This is a genomic window from Veillonella sp., assembly GCF_041333735.1.
GTDB lineage: Bacteria > Bacillota > Negativicutes > Veillonellales > Veillonellaceae > Veillonella.
This window is the reverse complement of sequence record NZ_JBGKFB010000001.1, coordinates 1,195,733-1,221,813: the sequence shown is the minus strand read 5'-3', so window position 1 is coordinate 1,221,813 and position 26,081 is coordinate 1,195,733. Positions and strand designations below refer to the sequence as shown.

Sequence of the window (26,081 nt, the reverse complement as noted above, 5' to 3'; positions counted from 1 at the left end):
TGGTGGACGATGACAGGATCGAACTGCCGACATCCTGCTTGTAAGGCAGGCGCTCTCCCAGCTGAGCTAATCGTCCATGTGGTGACCCGTCCGGGAATCGAACCCGGGATACCGCCGTGAAAGGGCGGTGTCTTAACCGCTTGACCAACGGGCCATATGAAATTGGCTCCTCGAGTAGGACTCGAACCTACGACCGATCGGTTAACAGCCGATTGCTCTACCAACTGAGCTATCGAGGAACATTAATGGAGCGGGAAACGAGATTCGAACTCGCGACCCCCGCCTTGGCAAGGCGGTGCTCTACCGCTGAGCTATTCCCGCATGTGGTGGACGATGACAGGATCGAACTGCCGACATCCTGCTTGTAAGGCAGGCGCTCTCCCAGCTGAGCTAATCGTCCATATGTGGTGACCCGTCCGGGAATCGAACCCGGGATACCGCCGTGAAAGGGCGGTGTCTTAACCGCTTGACCAACGGGCCAGAATGGTGACTCACCCGCGACTCGAACGCGGGACACCCTGATTAAAAGTCAGGTGCTCTGCCAACTGAGCTAGTGAGTCATAAATGGCTCCTCGAGTAGGACTCGAACCTACGACCGATCGGTTAACAGCCGATTGCTCTACCAACTGAGCTATCGAGGAATGTATGGAGCGGGAAACGAGATTCGAACTCGCGACCCCCGCCTTGGCAAGGCGGTGCTCTACCGCTGAGCTATTCCCGCATACAGAACCGATAATTAATATAACATAATCATCAATCTGTCGTCAAGAACAATTTATGTCTGTCCTGACTGCCCTATAATAATATCAATTTACACATATAGTGTCAATGGTTTTTCCATGAAATTCTCAGTTAATTTTGCATAATTGAGCATAAAACATATAAAAAGAGGGATTTAATACTCCCTCTTTTATATAGATTAATCTTTGTTCTTTTGTCTACCTTTACCGGCTCCATCTTCAGCTGCTTTAACCTCAGCTTCCACGAAGGTTTTCATATCATTTAACATATGCATGGATGCATCGATAGTGGATAGTCCCATTGTGGAGCCCAATGCTTCATCAATTTGTAAGTTATAGTGCAAACATGGTTTTACACCTAAGAATCGACATTGCTCCTTATGGATTGGCTCCTCATATGCGGCGGATGGGAATATATAGTCCTTAACTAATGGATCAATAGTAACGGCAGCCAATACAGCTGCACCTGTTACGGCATTATCAAATACTACCGCCATACGATGACTAGCAGCACCTAAGATAAAACCAGTTAAGAATGCAATATCTAAACCACCTGCGACATGAAGCAAATGCAATACCGCATCACGACGCTCGCTTTCACTCAAAGCAGACCAATCATCAACATCAATGTTGAAACGATCTACAAAGGAATGAATATGAGCAGCTCGTTGCTCAATGGTAGGTCCACATTCAGTATGGACTAGAATATCGTCATAAGCACAACCTGTAATAGTTGCAGTCGTTACAAGGGAATCGAGGAATGCCCTCTCCCCTATGTTACCAAGAGCAACGACTTGTAATCCTTCGTTGTGCAGTTTATCAGCATAGGAAAAGCCTAGTTCAATAGACGCTTCTAACTCATCACGAGAAATAACAGGTTCTACACCAAAGAAGTGGGACCCCTTACGGATAACCTTTTGGTCAATATTCGTCAAATCTGTCGTATCTTGTTCAAGGCCTATATTTACTACATGTACAGCTGCTTGTAACTTATTTGCCGCACCTTGCGTAGCCGTTCTACCATCATTGAAACGCTTAATAGCTGCGTTGCTTTCACTGCCATGCTGACTATTTTGAGGACCATCTACCAAGTGATCCGCCGCCACCACAAGTACACCATATCGCAAATGATTTGGTTGAGGATCTGCCAGAATGCCTGCAAAACGCTCAGCTATTAACTCTAATGTTGCAAGGCTATAAATAGGTTTTGTTAAATTATCGATACGTAATCGGCATGCTTCCATGGATGGCGCATGTAATGGTTCAATTGTAAAAGTTCTCATGCCTTACCTCCTGTAACAGCCAAATACATATGAACGGCAAGATCTAGCATCCCCATTTGAATGGACCCACCAGAGGCCTCACCGAGACAAAGACCTAAATCAACATAGGCTTCAAGGCCTAAATTTTCTAAAGAAGATTTAGCCGCTTTTTCAGCAGATAAATGAGATGCCATTACATAATCCATCGTCTGTGGAACTAATGTTTTAGCAACCAATGCACAAGCAGATGTATTAAAACCATCAATAATAACAAGTGCATTATTCGCTGCAGCACCTAGAATAACACCTACGATACATGTAAATTCAAAGCCGCCCACAGAGGATAAAATTCCGATTGCATCATCTTTCGGAATATTTTTATATTTTTCTAATACATCATGCACAATGCGTTGCTTTAATTTTAGACGCTCATCAGAAATATTAGTGCCTCGCCCTGTAGCTTCCTCTGCAGTGAGTCCTGCAAACTTGGCTGTCATAAGAGCACTAGCAGTAGTATTGGAAATGCCCATTTCCCCTACTAAGAAAACATTAAAGCCTTCGTCGATTTTCTCTTTTACAAGGCGGATACCTGTTTCAATGCCTTCAATGGCTTGTTCACGTGTCATGGCCGGTTCTTCAACAAAGTTTTTTGTGCCCATACCAAGTTTATGACTACGGAGTCCTGGTACCCAGCTCATATCTGCATCAATGCCCATATCGATGACTTCCATTTGAGCACCACAGTAATTAGCTAAGGAATTGGCACCCGCCCCTTTAGGAATTAAGTAGTTTTGTGTCATCCCTACAGTTGTTTCCTTTGGATACGCACTTACGCCCATATCGGCCACGCCATGATCGGCAGAGGCAATAATCATACAAGGCTTTGGAACCGTTAAATGTTCCTGATTTGTAGCCGCACCATATTGAGCCACCACGTTTACAAGTCGCCCATATTGTTCTACAGGTGACCCTGCATTCCAATTATCGATTATATGTTGTTCAATTTCATGACTGCGACCTCTAATAGCGTCACAAGTTTCTTGTAACAAACTCATGGTATCTCCTTAACTAAATAATATGTTAAATGTATATTCTTTACGAACCCTAGTATACACATTATACTGCATAAACCGCGTTGCTTCAGCTACATAAATATACATCAAGTTCAAATGAATGTTAATTATTCATTGTCAGTATTCTATGAGTGCTAATCAATGTATAGCCTTAGCTAATAATTATTTATCATTAGCTATTCTTTATTTGACCGGTTAAATATGGTAATTTACCGCGGATTTCTCTTCCTCGTTCAAGATAGGATTCTAAAGCTTGACCTTCATCTTCTTGTGAAAGTATCTCTTTTACCCGTTTGATTTCGGATTCGATTTGTGAAAGACCTTCAATTACATTGTGTCTATTACCATAAATGATTTCACGCCACATAGATGGCAAACCACCGGCAACACGTGTACAATCTCTAAAGCCTCCTGCAGATAATTTCATGCGCAACTCGCCTAATTCATCACCACCGGAAACTTGAGTTAAAATGGATGCCAATAAATGTGGCATATGACTCACCATAGCTAAATACGCATCGTGAGCATAGATATCGACGAATTCAATACGTGATCCTACAGCGCGTCCCATTTCAGCTAGTTCTTGAGCAACCTCTTCATTATATACATCAGAGGCCTTATCCTCTAGTACAATCCAACCCATACCTTTAAATAGGTTTTTATGAGATACTTCGTAGCCACCCTTTTCAGAGCCAGCCATAGGATGAACAGACACAAAAATTGTCCCTTTCGGAATAGAATCATATACAGCTCGTACAAAGTTTTCCTTTGCACTAGATACATCAGTCACCACTTGTCCTGGTCTAAAAAGATGTGCCATTTCTGTAAATAGTCTTGCATTTGTATCTGGAGGCAATGAAAATACAACGATATCTGAATTTTCAATCAATGGTTCTACCTCAGTCCAAGCAGCTTTTACCACCCCATCCTGAATGGCCGCATCACAAACCTCTTGGCGACGAGCATACCCTACCACCTCATAATCGGTATAGGCCTTTAAAGCCTTCGCCAACGAACCACCTAATAGACCTAAGCCAATAATGCCTACTGTCTTACTCATATAAACCTACTTTCACAAATAATTAGCCTTACACTCTCTAATGTAAGGCTAACTATATCTACAAACTACTAAAAGTATATTGAAATCGTGTAAATATAAGACTATGCCTCTATGAGGCGTCTATTTTTCCACTTCCCACTATACCAGCGATATACAAATAATAAACCTCGTAAAATTTCATCTACCGCCATGGCAATCCAAATGCCTACGAGCCCCCATTCCCAGTAAATTCCAAATAGATAGGACAATGGTACAGCACATAACCACATGCCAAAAATGCCTACGAGCATCGGTGTTCTAATATCCCCTGCTGCTTGTAAGCAGCCAACCATAACAATATTAACGGCACGACCTAACTCAAGAAAAATCTCAATCAGTAATACATTATGTGCTAACGATAGGATTTCTGGATCCGTAGTAAATATGGATAGTACAATATCACTGGTAATATAAAAGAACGTAGCCAGTCCTACACTAATGGCAATGGCTAACAACATAGAATGCCATACGCGATTTGTCACCTCAGCTTGTCGTTTAGCCCCCATCAGGTAACCCACAATAACTTGAGATGCATTTGCTAATGCTATGGTATATACATAGCAAAGCATGGCAATAACTGATACATACACCTTTGTATTAATAACAGCTAGCCCTAGGATGTTGACCATTTTCATAATCGTTGTCTGAGATAGCTGATAGCTTAATGTTTCACCACCAGAGGGAACACTGATATTCAGTAAAGACTTAACCGTATGCCACGGGAATGGTTTTAAAAATTTGAAGCTCACCTCTAAAGTAAGCAACTTCTTAAAGGTATAGCCAATAATTACGAGGCCTACCACCTTAGATAACCAGGTAGAAATTGATACCCCTAGTACACCAAGGCTTGGTATGGGACCATGACCAAATATTAATACATAGTTAGTTGTGATATGGATAACATTCATAACTAACGCGATATACATAGTAACACGCGTTAATGAATGGCCTCTAAATACGGCAACCAGCGCATAATACATAGCCTGAATCGGTAATCCTGCGGCCACAATGGTCGTATATATCGACGTATCACTCATCGTTTCGGGAGGTATACCTAGCCATGTAAAAATCCATTCATGACAGGTGATAAAGAATACGGCCGCAACAGATGAAAACAAAAAGTTCAACACCAAACTGACCGTACACACCTCAGATAGCTTAGACTGATTCTTAGCCCCTAAATACTGGGCAATCAAAATCGTCGTAGCTGTACTCATAACAATGATGAGCATAATAAAGATATTTAAAATTTGATTGGCATTAGCCACAGCTGCTACCGCTTGAGGAGAGTAATGGCTCATCATTATTTGGTCTATATTACCTACTAACAGCTGTAGGAATACTTCGATAAATATAGGCCAGCTCAATGTCCAGATAGACAAGCTAATCCCTTTTTCATAAGACTTCATAGTATCCCCTTATATACTAATGTCAGATTTTATAGTATGCCCTTTATACACTAACGCCCCATTACTTAGCCCTTAAAAGAAAACGCCTTTAGCCTTTTCTTTAGTTTCTTGATCAGCAATAAATGGAATTCTTGTAGTTCTACCTTCTTTAGCAGCTACAATCTTTTTAAATGGGAATTCAAAGATTTCTCTATTCCAAGTATTTACCGCATCATTGTACAACGTTCTAGCTGCAGTAATTTCTTTTTGCAAATAAGAGTTTTGTTGCATTGCATCGCGAATTGTATCTTGGCTTTGTAATTCTGGATAATTTTCTATAGCCACATTAAGAGCTCTTGTAGCCTTGTTAAGTTGAGAGTTCACATCACTTCTAGACTCTTCAGAGAAATTACCACTTCTATACTTAGCAATATCTACAAGAATATCTTTATCTACTTCAATAGATTTTTCCACTAATTTAGCCGCATTGGAAAGAATCACCACACGTTGCTCCATATAATTGTCGATTTCAGAAGCAGCATTTTGGATTCTTTGTTCCATCATATTAAACTCTGAGCTAATTTGTTTTAATCTCCACCATGGATAAATTAGCACGATTGCACCAATAATGGATACCAGATACTTGTCAATAACTATGCCTAAAACGATACCAATAACACCGATAGCCATAAGAATAGTAGGTAACATTTTTTCAAAACCACTAGTTTCTACAGGGATTACCTTCGCAATAACATTTACATCTCTGCCTTCAGACATAATTTCCGGATTCATTTCGTCGAGTTGATTAGCCATTTTTAGTACCTCCACATTGTTCATAAATAGTATTTAATAAATCGCCTAGAGACTGATTTTGTCGATATAGTTTACCTGCCATAAAGTGATCATATGCAAAGGATCTATCCCTATTATCTTCAGATTTTTGATAATGATCTAAGCCTTTAATATGATTGAAATCATCTCCTGTAGATTTGATTTCTGAAACCTCTATAAATTCTTGTTTTGTAACCGGCACATACTCATCCCAGCGAACTGGTACATAATAGGTTCTACCATTACCCGCTCGCACAGGTACTTCATCTATGTGTTCAATCGTTCTATACGAATAGGCATCTACCTTAATCACTTCTGAGTCACCTTCATTTTTATGGTGGCTCGTCTTAAGGATTGTTTTTATATTATTCCGCTGAGCCGCATTAGGAGGAACAAATAAGTTAAGCCCCATTTTATTGGCTAGCATTTCTGTAATGTAATCATTATATTTAAAATTATACGACTTACCATAAATATAATCATTAGACGCCATTTGTTGATACACAGGAATTGCTAAAATTGGCAGGAATGAGAAATACATGTGATCAAAGTAACTACAGTTGTAATTAATGAACTTCTCTTTAATCTTTTCGAATGAAAAATCATAATATTGAGATGGCGAAGTATCAAAATCCCAGTTTTGAGAGTTGTCAGCTTTAATCTCATTAATTTTACATTCTTTGTTAAATACAAAATCATCGCCATACGGTGAGTTTTCAAAAATATCCTTGTAGTTGCTTTGTGCTAATGGCGTAAACAATACTCGGAACTCAACTTCATTATTTCGATCTAATGCATTAAATTGAGCATCAAACTCTTCATTCGCTAAGGCTTGGAAATTACCTCCATCCTCCAATGAGTCTTGCCCTTTCTTTCTAAGACTAGCAATGCCTTTCGCTAATCGACTCTTGGCACCACCAAAATTAAAGAATCCTTTTTCCGGTGGTTTTCTATGAAATGTTAAGTTAGGTGCCGCATGATTGCCATACACTAAGGATACTCTATTGGCATAATACGGACCAGGTTGTCGTATGACTGCACGTAGTGTTTCGTTAACATCTCTAGTCTTCAAATTCCCATTAGAATCTACATACTCCTCTGTATAGGTAACATCTAATGTTCCTTCATAGGTATAGTCGTCCATCCAGTGGATTATGCGCTTAAGAAACACAAAGGGATTTCCTAAAATTTCGCCAGATGCAATATCTAATGTGGAATGGTTCACATCGCCCTTTTCTAAGAATCCATAGTCTTTAACGAGCTGTTCATATCGTTCAATATTAAAATTAGAATCCATATGAATAAAAGGAATCGCCTTTTTTATGAGTTCCATAGTCATTTCACTATGAAAGAGATTATTCAAAGGCGCCATCATCTCATAACCTTCTTGGCGCATTTGAGCTAAGGTCGCATCTAAGTCCTTAAGCTTTTCCTCAAGGCTCTTACTATTGGGCTTAATCCAGTACAGATATAAACCTACACATAGAACTAGAACCGCAATACAAATAATGATAGATACAATATCTACATGATTTTGTGAAAACTGATAGATACCATAAATAATGGCCCCTATACCGATAACAATATCAACCTTTTTAATAATGCCAAATCGTTTATATGATGTATTCGATTGATCTCGATTCTCTGATACAGAGGTGTATTTATCTATCAATACTTTATTAGTATCGATATCTACCTTGGATTGATTGACTAAATCTTGAAAGTACTCCTCGGTGACTTGCTGGAAGGCATCCTTTAACTCTTCCCGGTAATACTTAAGTGGCTCTAGCAATGCTTCATTATATTCATTCGACACGTTACTCATTCCCTCTCCTTAATGAATCGTATAGTAAGTAATACATCTATACGTTTCCATTATGCCTCATATTCTGAAATAACAGCCTCATATACTTATATGTTTCAATTTTTTACTTAATTATAAATATCCTAAATTATAAATTAGTATATCAATTAAGAAAAACTCCGTAAAGTAAGAATACTATTCATAACACAATAAAGTAACCATATTACTTATATCACTATAAAATAACCATACTATTCATGACACGCTAAAGTAATCATACGATTAATAATGTAAAAACCCCTCTTTACTGGACATCCAGTAAAGAGGGGTACAGATCATAAATGACTCGCTTTAAATAAGATTATTTAAATTGATTGCAAAGGCTATCAAATAGCGCTTGATCTGGTTTTACAACATCTTCAGTCAATGGGCGAGGATGTGGACCACCATTTGCTGCAGCCATAGCTTTTTCGAAGGAAGGTTTAGTAGTATCTTGATAAATAAGACCTGTAACCAAACCATCTGTTTCACCCAAAGTTTTAAGTGCTGTTGCACGATCTGTTGGGTCATAACCTTCTGGCAATGCAACTAGGTGTTCTTTGAACCAGTCATAGCTGTTGTGTTTATTATAAGTAACACATGGGCTGAATACGTTAATGAAGGAGAAACCTTCGTGATCCATTGCTTGTTGAATCAAATCAACAAGTTCTGCACGGTTAATCATGTAACCTTGGGCTACGAATGTAGCACCTGCAGCAATTGCAGTTTCACAAACGGACAATGGAGATTCGAATGCCCCACGAGGAGTTGTTTTTGTAACAAAACCGATGTCGGAACGAGGGGATGCTTGACCTTTAGTCAAACCATATACATGGTTATCCATAACGATGTATGTCATGTTTACATTACGTTTGAAAGCATGGATAGTGTGACCCATACCAATAGCGAATGCATCACCATCACCGGAGCAAGCGATAACTTCTAAGTCTTGGTTAGCAAGTTTAACGCCTTGTGCGTAAGGAAGCGCACGACCATGAGTTGTATGTGCACCATATGCGTAGAAATAACCACCGATACGGCTAGAGCAACCGATACCGGAAATTACTGCTAATTTTTCTGGTGGAATATTTCTTGCTGCTACAGCATCAGTAATTGCTGCTTGAACCCCATAATGGCCACAGCCAGGACACCAGTTTGGACGAATATCGTTTCTGTAATCTTTAGCTGTTGTCATATTATAGGACCTCCTTAATAGCATTTTTCACATAACTTTTTGTGAATGGATTACCATCGTATTTCAAGCAGCTGGAAATTTTAGATTTCTTATGCATGTTGATTTTAAATAAGTTAGTCAATTGGCCTGTTGCATTGTGTTCAACGATAACCACTTTTTTCGCAGCATCCATGAATGGTTGTAATTGTTTTGCTGGGAATGGTTTAATCAAGCGCAATTGTAAATGGTTAACTTTAACGCCTTCTTGATCGAATTCAGCAACTGCTTCTTCGATAGCACCACGGCTGGAAGCCATACCTACAACGAGTACATCTGCTTCGTCGTATTTAGCATTATTCAAGAATGGTTCATAGTTATCAGCTACAGTTTCCAATTTGCGGAAACGTTTATCAGTTTGCGCTACGTGCATTGTAGGCGCTTCTGCTGGTTTACCTTCTTCATTATGTTCAAGACCTGTAGAAAGGAATAGACCATTTTTCATGCCAGGAATTGTACGAGGAGAAATGCCATCTTCAGTCAATTCAAAGCGTTTGAAATAATGAGGTTGTTCCAATTCAGGAAGGTCAGCTTCTTTCATCATTTTACCGCGGTTAATAGGCACACGGTTCAAGTCGAAGGAAGGAACAGATTGTTTATTCAAACCTTGTTGTAAGTCAGGCATGAAGATAACTGGGCATTGGTACATTTCTGCCAAGTTGAATGCTTTTTGAATTTCATAGAAGCATTCTTCGATAGATGTTGGAGAAATTACGATACCAGCGTAATCGCCATGTGCATTGTAGCAAGCCGCATCAATATCGGATTGTTCAACCTTTGTAGCCATACCTGTGGATGGGCCGGAACGTTGAACGTCGATAACAACCATTGGCAATTCAGCCATGGAAGCCATGGATAAGGATTCAGCCATCAAGGAAAGACCAGGGCCAGAAGTACATGTGAAGCCACGAACACCTGCGTATACGCCGCCCATAGCTGTCATGCATGCTGCGATTTCGTCCTCTGTTTGAACGATTGTAGCACCCAATTTATCCATGTTTTTAATCATATATTCCATTACTTCAGATGCTGGAGTAATAGGATAAGATGCCATGAAACGGGAACCCGCTGCGATAGCACCTAAAGCACATGCTTCATTACCTAATAAGAACATTTGATCTTTCTTACCAGGAGCTGGCAATGTATCGATTTCAACATCGCCTAATTTTTCCATTACAAGGCTATGACCATCGTCAAAAGCAGCCAAGTTTTTATCCACGATTTCTTGGGATTTTTTCGCAAATTTAGCAGCAATCGCATCTTTGAACATCTTAGTATCAAAACCAAGAAGTGCAACAGACATACCAAGTGCAACGATGTTACGCATCAACATGGAACCTTGTTTCATTGCTGTTTCAGAAATTGGCAAGGACAAGCAATTAACCTTTGTACCTTCAAATTTAGAGAAGTCAGGATTTACTTTGCTGTCACAAATGATGTAACCGCCATCGCGAACTTCGGAACCATGCATATCAACTGTTTCTTGATCAAGAGAAAGCAAGAAGTCTACGCCTTCACCAATGGACATAACTTGTTCTAATGCAACGCGCAATGCGAATGTAGTATGACCACCTTTGATACGAGATGCAAACAAACGTTGGCTATACAAGGAATAACCTTCTTTAGCGAGGATTGTCGCCATGATTTCGCCACAACTCTCAATACCTTCACCTTGTTGGCCGCCCATTTTCCAGATAAAATCTTTACGTTTTTGCAAGAGATTCACCCTCCTTAGGATAAAAATTACACTGCTGACAAGAGTCTACCTTACTATGTTAATGTTTTATAGTACGAACCTGTCTATATCGTCATTGTATCATGTATATTTTGGGTTTACAATGTATCATTTCACATAATAATAGGTATAAATTAAGGCATTATAACTAAAAATTATAAGAGAAAAGGATACTACATGCTAAGTAGTATCCTTTTAGTATTAATGGTTATCGTTTTAAATAAATTATAGGAGAATGTAGTCTATACAAAATTATATAGAATATTTATTCTGTAATACCTCTTGCTGCCGTTCTTCGGTAAAGAAGATTTCCTCTAAGCACAAACCTTGGGCTGGCGCTGTTTTGCCTATAACACGGCGATCTTTAGCCGCTAAATAGCCCTTAATATCCTCTACCTTGCGTCTTCCCAGCCCTACATCGACAAGTAATCCTGCAATATTGCGAACCATGTGATATAGGAACCCATTGCCCACTACTGAAATAGTAACAAGAGGGCCTTCGGCCTCTACATGGATGCCCATGATAGTCTTTACAGGATCAGCAGGCGTTGAATTCGTTCCCTTTAAGGTAGTAAAGTCATGCGTGCCCAACAGTTCATTACCGGCAGCCTGCATGAGCTCGATATTAAGAGGTTTCTTAACGTGCCAGTGGTATCGTTTTGTCAGTGGATTCGCGATGAGTTGATTATGGATAGTATATACATACTCTTTACCATATATATTCCATCGCGGCTTCCAATCGAGGGGTATTTCCATCGCCTCAAGAACAACTATATCCTTTGGAATATGAGCAATCATAGCGCGAGGAATATTTTCTGCCGGTATAGCTCCAGATGTTTGGAATGTACAGACTTGAAACTTCGCATGTACCCCTGCATCTGTCCTAGAAGCGCCGTAGATTTGAATTGGTTCATTACAAATTTTTGACAATCCATATTCTAAACAACCTTGCACCGTTAAGCCCTTATCGTCAGGTTGCTTTTGATAGCCTGCTAAGTCAGTGCCATCATAAGCGACTATAATCCGTATATTTCTCATAGATCAAGCCACCATAAAAGGATGAGTACAATGGTAACTAAAATGACAGCTCCTACACCGATATAATCTACATAGGTAACTTGTAGTTCTTTCATGCGCGTACGATTCACACCGCCTCTATAACAGCGAGCCTCCATGGCAATAGCTAATTCATCAGCGCGTCTGAAAGCACTAATAAATAATGGTACTAAGAGAGGCACCATGTTTTTAGCACGTTGAATGATAGAGCCTGTCACAAAGTCTGCACCACGAGCAGATTGAGCTTTCATAATACGATCTGTCTCATCTAGTAGTGTAGGAATAAATCGCAATGCAATGGTCATCATCATTGCTAATTCGTGAGCTGGCACACCAATACAACGGAATGGATTGAGCAAATGTTCAATACCATCGGTCAAACGAATTGGTGATGTTGTATAGGTCAATAGGGAGGAGAACAAGATTAAAAAGATTAATCGCGCCGCCATTTGTAGACCCATAGCCAAGCCTTGATCTGTAATATTAATAATCCACCATTGGAAGATTGTATTACCTGGTGTTGTAAAGATATGAATACCCATGGTAAATACGATGATAATCCAAAGAGGTTTAATAGCAGACCACATCAAGCGTAATGGCAATCGTGATAGCAACATAGCAAAGATTGTAAATGCCCCTACTAAGCCATACGCAAGAGGAGAGTTCGCTAGGAAGATAGCTACTACGAATATTGTGGTAGCAATAATCTTTGCGCGAGGATCCATGCGATGTAAGAAGGAGTTTCCTGGGAAGTATTGCCCTATAGTAATATTATTTAACATGGCTACCTCCTTCTAGAATGGCTTGTACTGCATCATCTACAGATAATACACGATTAGACACATCTAGTCCCTGTTCACGCAAATACTCCATAGTGACAGATACTGGTGGTACGTCTACACCAACAGCCTGTAATTCATCGCGATGATTATTAAAGATATCCATCGGCTCTCCATCGAGAACGATGCGACCTTTATCAAGGACTACAAGGCGAGATGCCATGCGCGAAATATCTTCCATATTGTGAGATACAAGGATTACTGTAATCCCCTTTTCTTTATGAAGACGAATAATTTCTTCAAAGATTTCTTCACGACCAAATGGGTCAAGGCCTGCAGATGGCTCATCAAGAACTAGGAAGTCTGGATCCATCGCCACTACACCAGCAATGGCAACGCGACGCATTTGACCACCAGATAGGTGGAATGGAGAACGCTCTGCATAAGTGTCATAGTCAAGACCTACAAATTTCATGGCATCACGTACGCGTTCATCCACTTCATCTGCGCTAAGGCCTAAGTTTTTAGGACCAAATGCAATATCTTCGGCAATGGTTTCTTCGAATAATTGATGTTCTGGATATTGGAACACCATGCCTACCTTATGACGCATCTTCTTAGCTTCCTCTGTAGAAGCGCTAATATCTACACCATTAACGGTAACGGTTCCTGTTGTAGGATGTAATAAGCCATTCAAATGTTGTACAAAGGTAGATTTACCAGACCCAGTATGACCAATAATGCCTAAAAACTCACCGTTTTCAACAGTAAGAGATACACCATGAAGAGCCGTTTTTTCAAATGGAGTACCTACACCATAGGTATAGGTAATATTATCTAATACAATCGCCATTAGTGTACGCCCTCCCCGCTTACTACATCTGAATTTTCATTGATAGGAGAACTAATCGTATTAGCACCTTTATGTTCACTTAGTAATTGATCAGCCAATTTAGAATGTTTTAGACCTTCTGCTAATTCTTCATTGTTGATGATACTCTTACCTACTTCATAACCTTTTTCATTCAATTTGAAAGCAATTTCAGACGCCACAGGTACATCGAGGCCAAGGCCTTTTAAGGTATCTACATGGCTAAAAATCTCACGAGGAGTACCATCATGTAACTTCACGCCATTTTTCATTACCACCACACGGTCAGCCGTAACAGCTTCCTCCATAAAGTGTGTAATGTACACGATAGTGATACCTTCTTCTTTATTGAGTTTATGAACTGTTTCAAGCACTTCACGACGACCTTTAGGGTCTAGCATAGCTGTTGGCTCATCAAGGACGATGCAATCTGGTTTCATTGCAAGTACGCCGGCAATGGCAATACGTTGCTTTTGGCCACCAGACAACAAATGAGGACCATGTTCTCTATATTCAGTCATATTTACAGCCTCTAACGCTGCATCGACACGTTTTCTAATTTCTGCGCTAGGAATACCTAAGTTTTCTGGACCAAAGGCAACGTCCTCTTCTACGACAGCTGCCACAATTTGATTATCAGGGTTTTGGAATACCATGCCCACATGTTGGCGTATATCCCAAATATGCGCTTCATCACGCGTATCATAGCCACATACATTGATATGACCTTCACTAGGTTGTAATAACACGTTGAAATGCTTAGCTAGTGTACTTTTACCACTACCATTCGTACCGATGATACAAACAAACTCACCGCGCTTAATAGATAAATTTACATCATTTAATGCATGTACATCATTGCCATTTTCATCGGTATAGATATGACTCATATGATTGACCTCAATCATAATGTCTTTTTCATTCATGGATAACCTCATATCTTTCTAGTCAATTTCGTTTCTATAAAAGTAGAACCATTTACAAATCAATCATTCCCATATTGAGCCTACTAGCATCAATATAATATGTCCTGTTCATACACATAGAATGAAATAGTATCTAAGGTATTCTGTAAAAGGTTAACAATAGACATTTAATATTTACGATAACTGCTAATATATTACGATATTATACTCATCGATTGTACCATAAAATTGACAATAAAAAAACGGTGCTGCAACATAAGTTACAACACCGTATGAGTTTGATTAAACTAACTCGATAATAGCCAAAGGTGCAGCGTCACCTTTGCGAAGACCAGTTTTGATTACACGAGTGTAACCACCTTGACGGTCTGCATATTTTGGAGCAATTGTATCAAACAATTTTTTTACTACGCTTTCATCCATGAGGTATGCAAGAACTTGGCGACGTGCATGAAGATCACCACGTTTAGCCAAAGTTACCATTTGATCAGCTAAAGAGCGAAGTTCTTTCGCTTTAGCTTCTGTAGTTTCAATACGCTCATATTGGAAGAAAGATGTTAACATGCTACGGAACAACGCTTTACGAGCGGAGCTGTCGCGGCCTAATTTTCTGTACATTCGTCTTCCTCCTTATTCGCCTTTTTGTTTAAGTTGAAAACCACCTGGATGATTGTTGAGTTTTTCTTCAATTTCATCGATGGATTTTTTGCCTAAATTGCGAACTTTTCCTAAGTCATCAATGGTTTTGTCTAGCAAATCTGCAATTGTATTAATGCCAGCACGTTTCAAGCAGTTATACGCACGAACAGAGAGTTCCAACTCATCGATGGAAATCTTTGCTGGGCCGTCATCTACAGCTGGTTCTTCATTATCAGAACCTACTGGATCAACAACGATACCGCCTTCACCTGTGTTTACATCTACAACATCTGCAGAGTGCGCTAATTTAGTGAAGTTCCCTAAATAACCAATCATAATGGCAGCAGATTTTGCCACTGCATCAGCAGCAGTAATGGAACCATCAGTCCAAACTTCTAATGTAAGTTTGTCAAAGTCCATTTCATTGCCTACACGAACATCACTCACTTCGTATTTGGCACGAAGAATTGGAGAGAAGATGGAATCGATTGGAATACAACCGATTACATCTGTGTCTTTTTTATTCTTCGTAGAAGGAACGTAACCTTTGCCACGTTCAATCACTACGTCCATTACGAAATGAGCTGTCTCATCCATAGTCGCAATCACTAGTTCAGGATTCAATACTTCCACTTCTGGTGGGAATTGCTCAGCTAAGTCAGCAGCTGTCAATACACCATCCTTTTGGAAGTCAAAGTGAACTTCCAATGGTAGTTGCACATCTTCTTCAACTTTGATGCACAATTGCTTTAAGTTAAGGATGATATCCGTAACGTCTTCGCGAATACCAGGAATAGTAGAGAATTCATGAAGAACTCCATCAATTTTGATAGAGGTGATAGCTGCCCCATCCAAGGATGAAAGCAAAATTCTGCGTAAGCTATTACCGAGAGTGATACCATAACCACGGTCTAATGGTTCACATACGAACTTACCATAGCGACCGCCTTCGGCGATGTCCACCTTCTCGATTTTAAGTTTCTTTTCTTCGCTCATCAGGAACATCCTCCTATACAACACACGTTCATAGTTTAATTATAGCACCGTATCAAATCGGCCGCTATTAATTATACACGACGGCGTTTTGGAGGGCGACAACCATTGTGAGGAATTGGAGTTACGTCTTTAATGGAAGTAACTTCAAGACCTGCAGCTTGTAAAGCACGGATTGCAGCTTCACGGCCGGATCCAGGACCTTTTACGAATACTTCAACAGTGCGAAGACCATGTTCCATTGCAGCTTTAGCAGCTTGTTCAGCAGCCATTTGAGCAGCGAATGGAGTGGATTTACGAGAACCACGGAAGCCCAAGCCACCAGCGGAAGCCCAAGACAACGCATTACCGTTTGTATCTGTCAAAGTTACGATAGTGTTATTGAATGTAGAACGAATATGAGCCGCACCGGATTCAATATGTTTCTTTTCTTTTCTTTTAGTTCTAACAACTTTTTTAGCCACGCTTTATCCCTCCTTTATCTTATTTCTTTTTACCAGCAATTGCTTTTCTAGGACCTTTGCGAGTACGTGCATTCGTTTTAGTACGTTGACCACGAAGTGGTAAACCCATACGATGACGTTTGCCTCGATAGGAGTTGATTTCAATTAAGCGTTTAATGTTAAGAGCTTCTTCACGACGAAGGTCACCTTCAACTTTGTAATCAGCATCTAACAATTCACGGATTTTCGCTACTTCATCTTCAGAAAGATCACGAACACGTGTGTCAGGATTGATGCCAGTTTTAGCAATGATTTCAGATGCTAAAGTTGGACCAATACCATAAATATAAGTTAAACCAATTTCCACTCGTTTATCACGAGGTAAATCTACACCGGCGATACGTGCCATCTAATCATCCACCTCCTATCAGATTATCCTTGTTTTTGTTTATGTTTTGGATTTTCGCAAATAACCATTACACGGCCTTTGCGTTTAATGATTTTACATTTTTCGCATATCTTTTTAACTGATGGTTGAACCTTCATTAGTACCTCCTTTGTGGACCCTATGCTTATTTGAAGCGATAGGTGATGCGACCACGATTTAAGTCATACGGTGTCAGTTCCATAGTAACTTTATCACCAGGAAGAATACGGATAAAATTCATACGCATTTTACCTGACACATGAGCCAATACGATATGACCATTTTCCAATTCAACTTGGAACATGGCATTCGGTAAAGCCTCAACTACCGTACCTTCCACCTCAATAACGTCTTCTTTTGACATATCTTTTCCTCCGGTTACCTGTTTTATTTAATTAACCGCGGTTCATCACGCATGGTTAATATTTCAGGGCCGTTTTCTGTAACAACCACTGTATGTTCGAAATGAGCAGCAGGTTTACCATCTACGGTAACTGCTGTCCAGTCATCCCCTAATACATGAACACGATAACTACCCATTGTAATCATCGGTTCAATACACAATACCATACCTGGTTTCATTAAAGGTCCTTGATCAGGACTACCATAGTTTGGTATTTGCGGATCTTCATGCATTTCGCGGCCTAAACCATGACCTACGAAGTCGCGAACGACGCCGTAACCATGTTTCTCACAATACGTTTGAACAGCGTGACCGATAGCACCGATACGGTTGCCAACTTTCACTTGTTCAATTCCCTTGAACAGACTTTCTTCTGTAACTTTTAACAATTTCATCACATCTGGTTTGACGTGACCGATAGGAATCGTCACAGCCGAATCGCCGTGATATCCATCAATAGATGATACAAGATCAATACTGAGGACATCACCGTTTTTAAGCTTACGCTTAGCGCTCGGAATACCATGAACAACTTCATCATTGATAGAAGCACAGATTGTAGCAGGGAATCCATAGTACCCTTTACAACTTGGTATACCACCGTGGCTGCGAATATATTCTTCGGCAATTGTATCTAACTCAAGCGTCGTGATGCCAGGTTTAGCCTTTTCTACTAACAAGGACAACGTGTCTGCTGTAAGCTTACTTGCCTTGCGGATACATTCAATTTCATGGGGCGATTTCAAAATAATCATGGATTATTTCTCCAAAGCCTTAATGATGTCAGCAAATACTGCGTCTACATCTTGTAAACCATTAATTTCTTCATATAAGCCGCTGTTGCGGTAGTAATCAATTAAAGGTTTAGTAGATTCTTCGTACACAGCTAGACGTTTCTGTACTGTTTCAGGGTTATCATCAGCACGATTTTCTAGAACAGCTCGTTCGCTAATACGTTTAACTAATTCCTCGGAAGGAACATTTAAGTTAAGTACAGCGTCCAAAGAAATTCCTAATTCTTTAAGGATTGCATCCAAGGACACAGCTTGCGCTGTTGTTCTTGGGAATCCATCAAGAATAAATCCAGATTTGCAGTCATCTTTCACCAAGCGATCACGTACGATACCAACAGTTACACTGTCAGGTACCAATTGACCAGCATCGATGTATTTCTTAGCCTCAACTCCAAGAGGTGTTTCGTTCTTAATCGCAGCGCGGAACATATCACCTGTTGAAATTTGGGGAATACCGTATTTTTCAATAAGTCGAGCTGCCTGAGTGCCTTTACCAGCACCAGGAGGTCCCATTAATAGAATATACATATTGTTTCCCTCCTATTTCACAAAGCCTTTATAGTGGCGTGTTACCATGAGCGACTCAATTTGTTGCATTGTATCAAGTGCTACACCTACAACGATAAGGAGAGCCGTACCACCAAAGTATACGCCTTGGACGCCGGTAATACTACCGAGGAAATTCGGTATAATAGCAACGACAGCTAAGAATACAGCGCCAGCCAAAGTGATCTTGGTCATCACGTTATCCACATAATCAGCAGTTGGTTTACCCGCACGAATACCTGGGATAAAACCACCGTATTTTTTCATATTATCTGCCATATCTGTAATGTTGATAGAGATTGCAGTATAGAAATACGTAAAGATAAAAATCAATAATGCATACAATGCCGTTTGTAACGGCGTACCCCATGTAAAGAGATCTGCAATTTTATGAACATATTCATTGTCAATAAATTGCGCAATTGTCACAGGGAACATCAACACAGATGACGCAAAGATAATTGGGATTACACCTGCCTGATTAACTTTCAACGGCAAGAATGTAGAGTGACCACCGTACATTTTACGACCTACTACGCGTTTAGCATATTGAATCGGAATACGACGTTGGCCTTGTGTAACTGCAACTACGACAGCAATCATCGCAAGAGCAATTACAGCAAATAAGAATGCTTGGAACATATTGATTGTTCCGTTTTGGATATATTGATAAATAGTTTCTAAACCATCTGGTAATCGAGCTACGATACCAGCAAAGATGATCAAGGAAATACCATTACCTATACCATATGCTGTGATTTGTTCACCAATCCACATCAACAAGCATGTGCCTGCTGTTAGGATGATGGCCACAACGAATACACTAAGGAAATCATTATTTACCAAAGCGTTGTTTGCTCTAAGAGCAAATGCCATGCCTGCGGCTTGTACAAAGCCGAGGACTACGGTGCCATAACGAGTTACCTTCGCTATTTTCTTACGCCCGTCTTCACCATCTTTACTCCATGCTTCAAACTGAGGAACTACAGACTGAAGCAGTTGCATGATGATGGAAGCATTGATGTAAGGTGTAATACTCATTGCAAAGATAGAGAACTTACTAAGCGCACCACCAGCAAACAAGTCTAATAGACCGAATAGGTTACCGGATGTAAACAAGGATTCGATAACAGACGCATCAACGCCTGGAACAGGAATGTGGATACCAGCTCTAAAGATGGCAAACATCATTAATGTGTAAAGAATCTTATTACGTAATTCGGTAATCTTAAAGATGTTCGAGAGGCTATCTAGCACCCTAGATCACCTCTACTTTTCCGCCTGCTGCTGTAATTTTTTCTTCAGCAGATTTAGTGAAGCCATTAGCGATAACTGTTAAGTTTTTAGTTTCCAATGTACCGTTACCTAAAATACGAATGCCATCGCGTACATTTTTCAAAATGCCAGCTTCAATAAGAGCTACTGGATCAACTGTTGCACCGTCTTCAAAACGGTTCAATTGTTCTACGTTAACTTCAGCATATTGTTTAGCAAAAACGTTGTTGAAACCACGTTTTGGTAAACGACGATAAAGAGGCATTTGGCCGCCTTCAAAACCGGAGCGAACGCCACCGCCAGAACGGGAGTTTTGACCTTTTTGACCACGACCAGATGTTTTACCCAAGCCAGAACCTAAACCACGGCCTACACGAGTACGAGCTTTTTTGGAACCAGCAGCTGGTTGTAATTCATGAAGTTTCATTCAGTGCACCTCCTTATCAGTATTAAACTTCTTCAACTTTTACTAAATGTCTAACTTTGTGAAGCATACCTTCGATTTGAGGTGTTACTTCTTTTACAACTTGAGAATTAGTTTTTTTCAAGCCCAAAGCTTTAACTGTCGCGCGTTGATCTTCAGGACGACCGATTAAGCTTCTTGTTAATGTTACTTTAACTTGTGCCATTTCTTGTCTCCTTATTACGCGTTATAAATTTCTTCAACGGTTTTACCACGAAGTTCAGCAACTTCGCTAGCGCGTTTCAAATCTTTCAAACCTTCGATTGTAGCGCGAACCATATTGTTAGGGTTAGAAGAGCCCAAAGATTTAGTCAAGATGTTACGAACACCTACTAATTCCAATACGGCACGAACAGGGCCACCAGCGATAACGCCAGTACCTTCAGCAGCTGGTTTCAAGAATACGCGGCCTGCGCCGAATACGCCTGTTACGCTGTGAGGGATTGTACCATTTTTAATTGCTACGTTTACAATATTTTTCTTAGCATCATCGATACCTTTGCGAATTGCTTCTGGTACTTCCGCTGCTTTACCTAAGCCAACGCCTACATAACCGTTGCCATCACCAACAACTACAAGAGCGCTGAAGGAAAAACGACGACCGCCTTTAACTACTTTGGCTACGCGGTTGATGAATACTACTCTTTCTTTAAGATCAAGACTGGTGTAGTCAATTCTCGCCATGTCTATAGTTCCTCCTTCTTAGAATTTTAAGCCTGCTTCACGAGCACCTTCTGCAAGGGCTGCTACGCGGCCGTGGTAAATGTAACCACCACGGTCAAACACTACAGTGTCAATGCCTTTAGCGATAGCTTTTTTAGCAACTGCTTCACCAACAGCTTTAGCAGCAGCTACGTTACCACCATAGGATAAGTTCAAATCTTTATCTAAAGAGCTAGCAGCAACCAAAGTTGTACCTGCTACGTCATCGATTACTTGTGCGTAAATGTTGCTCAAAGAACGGTAAACGTTCAAACGTGGGCAAGTTGCCGTACCAGAGATGTGACGGCGAATACGAAGATGACGTTTTGCTCGAGCGATATTTCTACTAGATTTACGAGGCAAGATATTCACTCCTTTCATTCATATAGATGATATTACTATTTACCTTTTGCACCAGCTTTACCAGCTTTGCGACGAACAACTTCGCCTTCATAGCGGATACCTTTACCTTTGTAAGGTTCAGGTTTTCTCCATTTACGGATATCAGCTGCTACTGCGCCTACAACTTCTTTGTCTGCACCAGAAACAACGATTTTGTTAGGAGCTGGAACTTCAATTGTAATACCAGCTGGAGCTTCCATTTCTACTGGATGAGAGAAGCCAAGTGTAAGAACTAATTTATTGCCTTGTTTAGCCGCTCTGTAACCAACACCGTTGATTTCAAGAGTTTTTGTGAATCCTTCAGATACGCCTGTTACCATATTAGCAACAAGAGCGCGAGTCAAACCGTGAAGGGAACGATGAGCTTTATTGTCGGAAGGACGAGCTACTGTAATTGTGTTACCTTCAACAGTGATATTCATATCTGGATGCAAATCGCGAGATAATTCACCTTTAGGACCTTTTACGTTCATATGATGGTTATCATATGTAACAGTAACGCCTGCAGGGATCTCGATAGGCATTCTACCGATACGTGACATTATTTCTACCTCCTATTGCTACTATTACCAAACGTATGCGATTACTTCGCCACCAAGACCTTCTTTACGAGCTTGTTTGTCGCTCATAACGCCTTTGGATGTAGAAATAACTGCGATACCCAAACCACCAAGTACACGAGGAAGTTCTTCCTTTTTCGCGTAAACACGTAAACCAGGTTTGGAAATACGTTTAATTCCTGTAATAACTTTTTCGTTATTGGAACCATATTTCAAAGTTACTTTTAAAGTGTTTTCTTCTTTTTCTACGTTCTTTACGAAACCTTCTTGTAAAAGGATGTCAAGAACAGCTGCTTTCATTCTAGATGCAGGAATGTTTACCGTTTCATGAAGTGCAGCATTTGCATTACGGATGCGCGTAAGCATATCCGCGATAGGATCGGTCATTACCATAATCTAAAAACCTCCTCTCGTCTAATATTACCAGCTGGCTTTTTTAACACCAGGAATTTGTCCTTTGTACGCCAATTCACGGAACGCAATACGGCTGATACCGAATTTGCGCATATAGCCGTGAGGACGACCAGTTAAGTTGCAACGGTTGTGTAAGCGTGTTGGGGATGCGTTTGCTGGTAATTTGGACAAGCCTTCATAATCACCTGCTGCTTTTAACGCTGCACGTTTAGCTGCATATTTTTCAACGATTTTAGCGCGTTTCTTTTCGCGTTCAATCATAGATTTTTTAGCCATCTATATGTTCCTCCTATTATTTTTCAAAAGGCATACCGAATTGAGTCAACAATTCACGAGCTTCTTCATCTGTTTTAGCAGTTGTTACTACGATGATATCCATACCAGTAACACGTTCTACTTGATCATATTCGATCTCAGGGAAGATGAGCTGTTCTTTAAGACCCAAAGCGTAGTTACCACGGCCATCAAATGCTGTTGCGCTGATACCGCGGAAGTCACGTACACGAGGTAATGCCGCATTGATCAATTTATCGAGGAATTCATACATGCGTTCGCCACGAAGAGTAACTTTTGTACCCAACGCCATGCCTTCACGAACTTTGAAGTTCGCAATGGATTTTTTAGCTTTTGTGATTACAGGTTTTTGACCAGCAATGATAGTCAAATCATTAACTGCTGCTTCCAATGCTTTTGCATTGCCTACTGCATCACCAACGCCGATGTTGATAACGATTTTTTCCAATTTAGGGATTTCCATAACGTTGCCGTATTGGAATTTTTCTTGCATACTCTTTTTAATTTCAGAGTTATATTGTTCAAATAAACGAGACATTTATTTAGCTCCTCCTTTCCTGATTATTTAAGTACTGTACCAGATTTAACTGTAGCGCGAACGAATTTACCGTCTTTGCCTTCAACTTTTTTGATACGAGTAGCTGTTTTAGTTTCTGGGTCAACGATCATTACGTTAGAAACATGGATACCAGCTTCTTTAGTAACGATGCCGCCTTGTGGGTTAGCTTGAGAAGGTTTTGTATGACGTTTTACAGTGTTAACGCCTTCAACAAATACGCGTTCTTTTTTAGGTTCAGTTGCAATTACTGTACCTTGCTTACCTTTATCTTTACCGGAGATAACAACAACTGTATCGCCTTTTTTGATTTGTAGTTTAGCCATATGCTGCGTTCCTCCTTCTTATAATACTTCTGGAGCCAAAGAAACGATTTTCATGAAGTCTTTTTCACGAAGCTCTCTAGCTACAGGTCCAAAGATACGAGTACCACGAGGGGTCTTGTCATCTTTAATAACTACTGCTGCGTTTTCATCGAAACGGATATAGGAACCGTCTTGACGGCGGATACCTTTTTTAGAACGAACAATAACAGCTTTGACTACGTCGCCTTTCTTGACAACGCCACCGGGTGATGCATCTTTTACAGAAGCAACGATTACGTCACCGATATTGCCGAATTTGCGATAAGAACCGCCCATGACTTGGATACACATAATACGTTTTGCACCAGTGTTGTCGGCAACATTCAAAATTGTTTGTTGCTGGATCATCGTCTATTCCTCCTTACATCACTCTTATTTTTGTCTTTCAAGAATTTCAACAACTCTCCAACATTTATCTTTAGAAAGTGGACGAGTTTCTACAATTTTAACTGTATCACCAATTTGGCACTCATTGTTTTCATCATGAGCTTTGAAGCGTTTAGTGCTAACCATTGGCTTGTTATATAATGCGTGAGGTACTTTACGTTCTACAGCAACAACAACAGTTTTATTCATTTTGTCGCTTACAACTTTACCTACGCGGACTTTACGTACGTTTCTTTCTTCTGCCACGATTTTAAGCCTCCTTTTCAACCTTTAACAAATCTGTTATTATGCGTTTTCAGATTTAAGTTCAACTTCACGTTGTACAGTTTTAATACGAGCGATTGTCTTCTTAACTTCACGAATGCGCATAGGATTTTCTAATTGACCTGTTGCAAGCTGAAAACGGAGGTTAAATAACTCTTCCTTAAGACCGGAAACTTTTTGTTCCATTTCGGCAGCGCTCATATTGCGAATGTCATTAACCTTCATTTACGTCACCACCCAATTCTTTACCCTTAACAACAAATTTGCATTTGATTGGAAGTTTATGGCTTGCAAGACGCATAGCTTCACGAGCTGTAGCTTCTGGCACACCGTCCATTTCAAACATTACACGACCTGGTTTAACTACTGCTACCCAGTATTCAGGAGAACCTTTACCGGAACCCATACGAGTACCAGCTGGTTTAGCTGTGATTGGTTTGTCAGGGAAAATTTTAATCCATACTTTACCACCACGTTTGATATAACGAGTCATAGCAATACGGGCAGCTTCGATTTGACGGTTAGTGATCCAAGATGGTTCGCATGCTACCAAGCCGAACTCACCATGAGACACTGTATTACCGCGCATAGCACGACCTTTCATACGGCCGCGGAATTGCTTACGATGTTTTACGCGCTTTGGAATAAGCATTACTTGCCACCTTCTTCCTTCTTAGCAGGTTGTTTTGCTTCTGGCAAAACTTCACCTTTGTAAATCCATACTTTAATGCCGATACAACCATATGTTGTATGAGCTTCAGCAGTACCGTAGTCGATGTCTGCACGAAGTGTATGCAAAGGAATAGAACCTTCACGGTAGGATTCGCTACGAGCGATTTCAGCGCCGCCAAGACGACCGCTTACCATGATTTTAATACCTTTTGCACCTAAGCGCATTGTACGACCTACAGCTTGTTTCATTGCACGACGGAAACCGATACGGCGTTCCAATTGGCTAGCAATGTTTTCTGCAACCAAGATTGCATCCATGTCTGCTTGTTTAATTTCTGCAATGTTAACGTCCACTTGTTTATCAGTGAAACGAGTCATTGCTTTTTTGATATCTTCGATACCAGCACCACCACGACCGATAACCATACCTGGTTTTGCAGTGTGGATAGTCAATTTAATACGTTTATTTGTACGCTCGATTTCAATGCGGGAAATACCAGCAATGAAAAGGGTTTCTTTCAAGAAGTTACGAATTTTTACGTCTTCATGAAGATTAGCAGCGAAATCTTTATCTGCATACCATTTTGCGTCCCAATCTTTTACGATACCGACACGCAAACCGTGTGGATTAACTTTTTGACCCACTCT

Annotated in this window: 35 protein-coding genes and 9 tRNA genes; all 44 read right to left on the bottom strand. The window is 40.3% G+C overall.

Going from position 1 to position 26,081, the window contains the following annotated elements; all coding sequences use genetic code 11:
- A tRNA-Val gene (locus ACDF53_RS05565) sits at window positions 1-76 on the bottom strand.
- Between the two features lie 3 nt (window positions 77-79).
- A tRNA-Glu gene (locus ACDF53_RS05560) sits at window positions 80-154 on the bottom strand.
- 9 nt (window positions 155-163) lie between these two features.
- A tRNA-Asn gene (locus tag ACDF53_RS05555) sits at window positions 164-239 on the bottom strand.
- Window positions 240-246: 7 nt separating this feature from the next.
- A tRNA-Gly gene (locus ACDF53_RS05550) sits at window positions 247-321 on the bottom strand.
- A 3-nt stretch (window positions 322-324) separates the two neighbouring features.
- Window positions 325-400 (bottom strand) — tRNA-Val (locus tag ACDF53_RS05545).
- A gap of 5 nt (window positions 401-405) precedes the next feature.
- Window positions 406-480: transfer RNA gene (locus tag ACDF53_RS05540), tRNA-Glu, on the bottom strand.
- Window positions 481-484: 4 nt separating this feature from the next.
- Window positions 485-560, bottom strand: a tRNA-Lys gene (locus tag ACDF53_RS05535).
- Window positions 561-565: 5 nt separating this feature from the next.
- Window positions 566-641, bottom strand: a tRNA-Asn gene (locus ACDF53_RS05530).
- 5 nt (window positions 642-646) lie between these two features.
- Window positions 647-721 (bottom strand) — tRNA-Gly (locus ACDF53_RS05525).
- A 198-nt stretch (window positions 722-919) separates the two neighbouring features.
- Window positions 920-2,023 carry a nicotinate-nucleotide--dimethylbenzimidazole phosphoribosyltransferase gene (locus ACDF53_RS05520; protein ID WP_325192562.1) on the bottom strand — a complete coding sequence of 368 codons (1,104 nt, stop codon included), beginning with the start codon at window positions 2,021-2,023 and terminating at the stop codon, window positions 920-922.
- Complete coding sequence (locus ACDF53_RS05515; RefSeq protein ID WP_105094176.1) at window positions 2,020-3,057, bottom strand: nicotinate-nucleotide--dimethylbenzimidazole phosphoribosyltransferase; 1,038 nt, start codon at window positions 3,055-3,057, stop codon at window positions 2,020-2,022. The genes ACDF53_RS05520 and ACDF53_RS05515 overlap by 4 nt, the downstream gene beginning before the upstream one ends.
- 190 nt (window positions 3,058-3,247) lie before the next feature.
- On the bottom strand, window positions 3,248-4,135 hold the full coding sequence (locus ACDF53_RS05510; RefSeq protein ID WP_105089695.1) for a prephenate dehydrogenase/arogenate dehydrogenase family protein: 888 nt from the start codon (window positions 4,133-4,135) through the stop codon (window positions 3,248-3,250).
- Between the two features lie 101 nt (window positions 4,136-4,236).
- Window positions 4,237-5,583 carry an MATE family efflux transporter gene (locus ACDF53_RS05505; protein WP_370815681.1) on the bottom strand — a complete coding sequence of 449 codons (1,347 nt, stop codon included), beginning with the start codon at window positions 5,581-5,583 and terminating at the stop codon, window positions 4,237-4,239.
- A 72-nt stretch (window positions 5,584-5,655) separates the two neighbouring features.
- Window positions 5,656-6,375, bottom strand: coding sequence for a LemA family protein (locus ACDF53_RS05500; RefSeq protein WP_370815680.1), 720 nt, complete (start codon window positions 6,373-6,375; stop codon window positions 5,656-5,658).
- Window positions 6,368-8,218 (bottom strand): MAG1210 family protein, encoded by a 1,851-nt coding sequence (locus ACDF53_RS05495; RefSeq protein WP_370815679.1) that lies wholly within the window; start codon window positions 8,216-8,218, stop codon window positions 6,368-6,370. The genes ACDF53_RS05500 and ACDF53_RS05495 overlap by 8 nt, the downstream gene beginning before the upstream one ends.
- A 340-nt stretch (window positions 8,219-8,558) precedes the next feature.
- Window positions 8,559-9,431 (bottom strand): 2-oxoacid:ferredoxin oxidoreductase subunit beta, encoded by an 873-nt coding sequence (locus tag ACDF53_RS05490; RefSeq protein ID WP_105089698.1) that lies wholly within the window; start codon window positions 9,429-9,431, stop codon window positions 8,559-8,561.
- Window position 9,432: 1 nt separating this feature from the next.
- Window positions 9,433-11,184: a 2-oxoacid:acceptor oxidoreductase subunit alpha gene (locus ACDF53_RS05485; protein ID WP_295782839.1), complete on the bottom strand. Its 1,752-nt coding sequence runs from the start codon at window positions 11,182-11,184 to the stop codon at window positions 9,433-9,435.
- A gap of 270 nt (window positions 11,185-11,454) precedes the next feature.
- Entirely contained in the window at window positions 11,455-12,240 is a 786-nt protein-coding gene (gene truA, locus ACDF53_RS05480) for a tRNA pseudouridine(38-40) synthase TruA (protein ID WP_370815678.1), read from the bottom strand.
- A complete protein-coding gene (locus ACDF53_RS05475; RefSeq protein WP_370815677.1) occupies window positions 12,237-13,040 on the bottom strand; it encodes an energy-coupling factor transporter transmembrane protein EcfT in 804 nt (267 codons plus the stop codon). The genes truA and ACDF53_RS05475 overlap by 4 nt, the downstream gene beginning before the upstream one ends.
- Complete coding sequence (locus ACDF53_RS05470) at window positions 13,030-13,890, bottom strand: energy-coupling factor transporter ATPase (protein WP_296005979.1); 861 nt, start codon at window positions 13,888-13,890, stop codon at window positions 13,030-13,032. The genes ACDF53_RS05475 and ACDF53_RS05470 overlap by 11 nt, the downstream gene beginning before the upstream one ends.
- Window positions 13,890-14,834, bottom strand: coding sequence for an energy-coupling factor transporter ATPase (locus tag ACDF53_RS05465; protein WP_370815676.1), 945 nt, complete (start codon window positions 14,832-14,834; stop codon window positions 13,890-13,892). The genes ACDF53_RS05470 and ACDF53_RS05465 overlap by 1 nt, the downstream gene beginning before the upstream one ends.
- A 282-nt stretch (window positions 14,835-15,116) precedes the next feature.
- Window positions 15,117-15,452: a 50S ribosomal protein L17 gene (rplQ, locus tag ACDF53_RS05460; protein ID WP_004695155.1), complete on the bottom strand. Its 336-nt coding sequence runs from the start codon at window positions 15,450-15,452 to the stop codon at window positions 15,117-15,119.
- Between the two features lie 12 nt (window positions 15,453-15,464).
- Window positions 15,465-16,469, bottom strand: coding sequence for a DNA-directed RNA polymerase subunit alpha (locus tag ACDF53_RS05455; RefSeq protein ID WP_303930891.1), 1,005 nt, complete (start codon window positions 16,467-16,469; stop codon window positions 15,465-15,467).
- A 71-nt stretch (window positions 16,470-16,540) separates the two neighbouring features.
- Complete coding sequence (gene rpsK / locus ACDF53_RS05450; RefSeq protein ID WP_004695151.1) at window positions 16,541-16,930, bottom strand: 30S ribosomal protein S11; 390 nt, start codon at window positions 16,928-16,930, stop codon at window positions 16,541-16,543.
- A 19-nt stretch (window positions 16,931-16,949) separates the two neighbouring features.
- Window positions 16,950-17,318, bottom strand: coding sequence for a 30S ribosomal protein S13 (gene rpsM / locus ACDF53_RS05445; RefSeq protein WP_004695149.1), 369 nt, complete (start codon window positions 17,316-17,318; stop codon window positions 16,950-16,952).
- Between the two features lie 23 nt (window positions 17,319-17,341).
- Window positions 17,342-17,455: a 50S ribosomal protein L36 gene (rpmJ, locus tag ACDF53_RS05440; RefSeq protein WP_004695148.1), complete on the bottom strand. Its 114-nt coding sequence runs from the start codon at window positions 17,453-17,455 to the stop codon at window positions 17,342-17,344.
- Between the two features lie 26 nt (window positions 17,456-17,481).
- On the bottom strand, window positions 17,482-17,700 hold the full coding sequence (gene infA / locus ACDF53_RS05435) for a translation initiation factor IF-1 (protein WP_004695147.1): 219 nt from the start codon (window positions 17,698-17,700) through the stop codon (window positions 17,482-17,484).
- Between the two features lie 23 nt (window positions 17,701-17,723).
- Window positions 17,724-18,494: a type I methionyl aminopeptidase gene (map, locus tag ACDF53_RS05430; RefSeq protein ID WP_005385514.1), complete on the bottom strand. Its 771-nt coding sequence runs from the start codon at window positions 18,492-18,494 to the stop codon at window positions 17,724-17,726.
- Window positions 18,495-18,497: 3 nt separating this feature from the next.
- Window positions 18,498-19,061, bottom strand: a complete 564-nt coding sequence (locus ACDF53_RS05425; protein WP_005385513.1) for an adenylate kinase — start codon at window positions 19,059-19,061, stop codon at window positions 18,498-18,500.
- Window positions 19,062-19,073: 12 nt separating this feature from the next.
- Entirely contained in the window at window positions 19,074-20,336 is a 1,263-nt protein-coding gene (gene secY / locus ACDF53_RS05420; protein WP_039968988.1) for a preprotein translocase subunit SecY, read from the bottom strand.
- A 1-nt stretch (window position 20,337) separates the two neighbouring features.
- Window positions 20,338-20,781, bottom strand: coding sequence for a 50S ribosomal protein L15 (gene rplO, locus ACDF53_RS05415; protein ID WP_060923780.1), 444 nt, complete (start codon window positions 20,779-20,781; stop codon window positions 20,338-20,340).
- 22 nt (window positions 20,782-20,803) lie between these two features.
- On the bottom strand, window positions 20,804-20,983 hold the full coding sequence (rpmD, locus tag ACDF53_RS05410; protein ID WP_004695138.1) for a 50S ribosomal protein L30: 180 nt from the start codon (window positions 20,981-20,983) through the stop codon (window positions 20,804-20,806).
- Window positions 20,984-20,997: 14 nt separating this feature from the next.
- The gene (gene rpsE / locus ACDF53_RS05405) at window positions 20,998-21,501 is read right to left on the bottom strand and encodes a 30S ribosomal protein S5 (RefSeq protein WP_004695136.1); all 504 of its coding nucleotides are present in this window, start codon (window positions 21,499-21,501) and stop codon (window positions 20,998-21,000) included.
- A gap of 18 nt (window positions 21,502-21,519) precedes the next feature.
- A complete protein-coding gene (gene rplR, locus ACDF53_RS05400; RefSeq protein WP_005385510.1) occupies window positions 21,520-21,900 on the bottom strand; it encodes a 50S ribosomal protein L18 in 381 nt (126 codons plus the stop codon).
- Between the two features lie 17 nt (window positions 21,901-21,917).
- Window positions 21,918-22,463: a 50S ribosomal protein L6 gene (gene rplF, locus ACDF53_RS05395; protein ID WP_295782855.1), complete on the bottom strand. Its 546-nt coding sequence runs from the start codon at window positions 22,461-22,463 to the stop codon at window positions 21,918-21,920.
- A 24-nt stretch (window positions 22,464-22,487) separates the two neighbouring features.
- Window positions 22,488-22,874 (bottom strand): 30S ribosomal protein S8, encoded by a 387-nt coding sequence (gene rpsH, locus ACDF53_RS05390; RefSeq protein WP_004695128.1) that lies wholly within the window; start codon window positions 22,872-22,874, stop codon window positions 22,488-22,490.
- Between the two features lie 27 nt (window positions 22,875-22,901).
- Window positions 22,902-23,171 (bottom strand): 30S ribosomal protein S14, encoded by a 270-nt coding sequence (gene rpsN, locus ACDF53_RS05385; protein ID WP_005377140.1) that lies wholly within the window; start codon window positions 23,169-23,171, stop codon window positions 22,902-22,904.
- A 16-nt stretch (window positions 23,172-23,187) separates the two neighbouring features.
- Window positions 23,188-23,727 carry a 50S ribosomal protein L5 gene (gene rplE / locus ACDF53_RS05380; protein WP_314357409.1) on the bottom strand — a complete coding sequence of 180 codons (540 nt, stop codon included), beginning with the start codon at window positions 23,725-23,727 and terminating at the stop codon, window positions 23,188-23,190.
- Between the two features lie 23 nt (window positions 23,728-23,750).
- On the bottom strand, window positions 23,751-24,071 hold the full coding sequence (gene rplX, locus ACDF53_RS05375; RefSeq protein ID WP_005385506.1) for a 50S ribosomal protein L24: 321 nt from the start codon (window positions 24,069-24,071) through the stop codon (window positions 23,751-23,753).
- Between the two features lie 18 nt (window positions 24,072-24,089).
- On the bottom strand, window positions 24,090-24,458 hold the full coding sequence (gene rplN, locus ACDF53_RS05370) for a 50S ribosomal protein L14 (protein ID WP_004695117.1): 369 nt from the start codon (window positions 24,456-24,458) through the stop codon (window positions 24,090-24,092).
- Window positions 24,459-24,482: 24 nt separating this feature from the next.
- Window positions 24,483-24,743, bottom strand: a complete 261-nt coding sequence (gene rpsQ / locus ACDF53_RS05365; RefSeq protein WP_005385504.1) for a 30S ribosomal protein S17 — start codon at window positions 24,741-24,743, stop codon at window positions 24,483-24,485.
- A gap of 39 nt (window positions 24,744-24,782) precedes the next feature.
- Window positions 24,783-24,986 carry a 50S ribosomal protein L29 gene (rpmC, locus tag ACDF53_RS05360; protein ID WP_004695115.1) on the bottom strand — a complete coding sequence of 68 codons (204 nt, stop codon included), beginning with the start codon at window positions 24,984-24,986 and terminating at the stop codon, window positions 24,783-24,785.
- On the bottom strand, window positions 24,976-25,413 hold the full coding sequence (rplP, locus tag ACDF53_RS05355) for a 50S ribosomal protein L16 (RefSeq protein ID WP_004695114.1): 438 nt from the start codon (window positions 25,411-25,413) through the stop codon (window positions 24,976-24,978). Before rplP ends, rpmC begins: the two co-directional genes overlap by 11 nt.
- Complete coding sequence (rpsC, locus tag ACDF53_RS05350) at window positions 25,413-26,078, bottom strand: 30S ribosomal protein S3 (protein WP_105084923.1); 666 nt, start codon at window positions 26,076-26,078, stop codon at window positions 25,413-25,415. The genes rplP and rpsC overlap by 1 nt, the downstream gene beginning before the upstream one ends.
- Window positions 26,079-26,081 lie beyond the last annotated feature (3 nt).

Excerpts from the sequence above, each read along its gene's own strand:
- rpmJ (WP_004695148.1), bottom strand. The coding sequence starts at position 17,455 with ATGAAGGTTCAACCATCAGTTAAAAAGATATGCGAAAAATGTAAAATC.
- ACDF53_RS05505 (WP_370815681.1), bottom strand. The coding sequence starts at position 5,583 with ATGAAGTCTTATGAAAAAGGGATTAGCTTGTCTATCTGGACATTGAGC.
- ACDF53_RS05515 (WP_105094176.1), bottom strand. The coding sequence starts at position 3,057 with ATGAGTTTGTTACAAGAAACTTGTGACGCTATTAGAGGTCGCAGTCAT.
- rpsN (WP_005377140.1), bottom strand. The coding sequence starts at position 23,171 with ATGGCTAAAAAATCTATGATTGAACGCGAAAAGAAACGCGCTAAAATC.
- ACDF53_RS05520 (WP_325192562.1), bottom strand. The coding sequence starts at position 2,023 with ATGAGAACTTTTACAATTGAACCATTACATGCGCCATCCATGGAAGCA.
- ACDF53_RS05495 (WP_370815679.1), bottom strand. The coding sequence starts at position 8,218 with ATGAGTAACGTGTCGAATGAATATAATGAAGCATTGCTAGAGCCACTT.
- rplR (WP_005385510.1), bottom strand. The coding sequence starts at position 21,900 with ATGAAAGGAGTGAATATCTTGCCTCGTAAATCTAGTAGAAATATCGCT.
- rpsM (WP_004695149.1), bottom strand. The coding sequence starts at position 17,318 with ATGGCACGTATCGCCGGTGTAGATTTACCTCGTGATAAACGAGTGGAA.
- rplX (WP_005385506.1), bottom strand. The coding sequence starts at position 24,071 with ATGGCTAAACTACAAATCAAAAAAGGCGATACAGTTGTTGTTATCTCC.
- ACDF53_RS05465 (WP_370815676.1), bottom strand. The coding sequence starts at position 14,834 with ATGAATGAAAAAGACATTATGATTGAGGTCAATCATATGAGTCATATC.
- ACDF53_RS05455 (WP_303930891.1), bottom strand. The coding sequence starts at position 16,469 with ATGAGCGAAGAAAAGAAACTTAAAATCGAGAAGGTGGACATCGCCGAA.
- ACDF53_RS05425 (WP_005385513.1), bottom strand. The coding sequence starts at position 19,061 with ATGTATATTCTATTAATGGGACCTCCTGGTGCTGGTAAAGGCACTCAG.
- rpmC (WP_004695115.1), bottom strand. The coding sequence starts at position 24,986 with ATGAAGGTTAATGACATTCGCAATATGAGCGCTGCCGAAATGGAACAA.
- map (WP_005385514.1), bottom strand. The coding sequence starts at position 18,494 with ATGATTATTTTGAAATCGCCCCATGAAATTGAATGTATCCGCAAGGCA.
- rplF (WP_295782855.1), bottom strand. The coding sequence starts at position 22,463 with ATGTCACGTATCGGTAGAATGCCTATCGAGATCCCTGCAGGCGTTACT.
- rpsE (WP_004695136.1), bottom strand. The coding sequence starts at position 21,501 with ATGGCGAGAATTGACTACACCAGTCTTGATCTTAAAGAAAGAGTAGTA.
- ACDF53_RS05475 (WP_370815677.1), bottom strand. The coding sequence starts at position 13,040 with ATGTTAAATAATATTACTATAGGGCAATACTTCCCAGGAAACTCCTTC.
- rplN (WP_004695117.1), bottom strand. The coding sequence starts at position 24,458 with ATGATCCAGCAACAAACAATTTTGAATGTTGCCGACAACACTGGTGCA.
- ACDF53_RS05510 (WP_105089695.1), bottom strand. The coding sequence starts at position 4,135 with ATGAGTAAGACAGTAGGCATTATTGGCTTAGGTCTATTAGGTGGTTCG.
- truA (WP_370815678.1), bottom strand. The coding sequence starts at position 12,240 with ATGAGAAATATACGGATTATAGTCGCTTATGATGGCACTGACTTAGCA.
- rplQ (WP_004695155.1), bottom strand. The coding sequence starts at position 15,452 with ATGTACAGAAAATTAGGCCGCGACAGCTCCGCTCGTAAAGCGTTGTTC.
- infA (WP_004695147.1), bottom strand. The coding sequence starts at position 17,700 with ATGTCAAAAGAAGACGTTATTGAGGTGGAAGGTACGGTAGTTGAGGCT.
- rplO (WP_060923780.1), bottom strand. The coding sequence starts at position 20,781 with ATGAAACTTCATGAATTACAACCAGCTGCTGGTTCCAAAAAAGCTCGT.
- rplE (WP_314357409.1), bottom strand. The coding sequence starts at position 23,727 with ATGTCTCGTTTATTTGAACAATATAACTCTGAAATTAAAAAGAGTATG.
- ACDF53_RS05490 (WP_105089698.1), bottom strand. The coding sequence starts at position 9,431 with ATGACAACAGCTAAAGATTACAGAAACGATATTCGTCCAAACTGGTGT.
- ACDF53_RS05500 (WP_370815680.1), bottom strand. The coding sequence starts at position 6,375 with ATGGCTAATCAACTCGACGAAATGAATCCGGAAATTATGTCTGAAGGC.
- ACDF53_RS05470 (WP_296005979.1), bottom strand. The coding sequence starts at position 13,890 with ATGGCGATTGTATTAGATAATATTACCTATACCTATGGTGTAGGTACT.
- rpmD (WP_004695138.1), bottom strand. The coding sequence starts at position 20,983 with ATGGCACAAGTTAAAGTAACATTAACAAGAAGCTTAATCGGTCGTCCT.
- rpsH (WP_004695128.1), bottom strand. The coding sequence starts at position 22,874 with ATGGTAATGACCGATCCTATCGCGGATATGCTTACGCGCATCCGTAAT.
- rplP (WP_004695114.1), bottom strand. The coding sequence starts at position 25,413 with ATGCTTATTCCAAAGCGCGTAAAACATCGTAAGCAATTCCGCGGCCGT.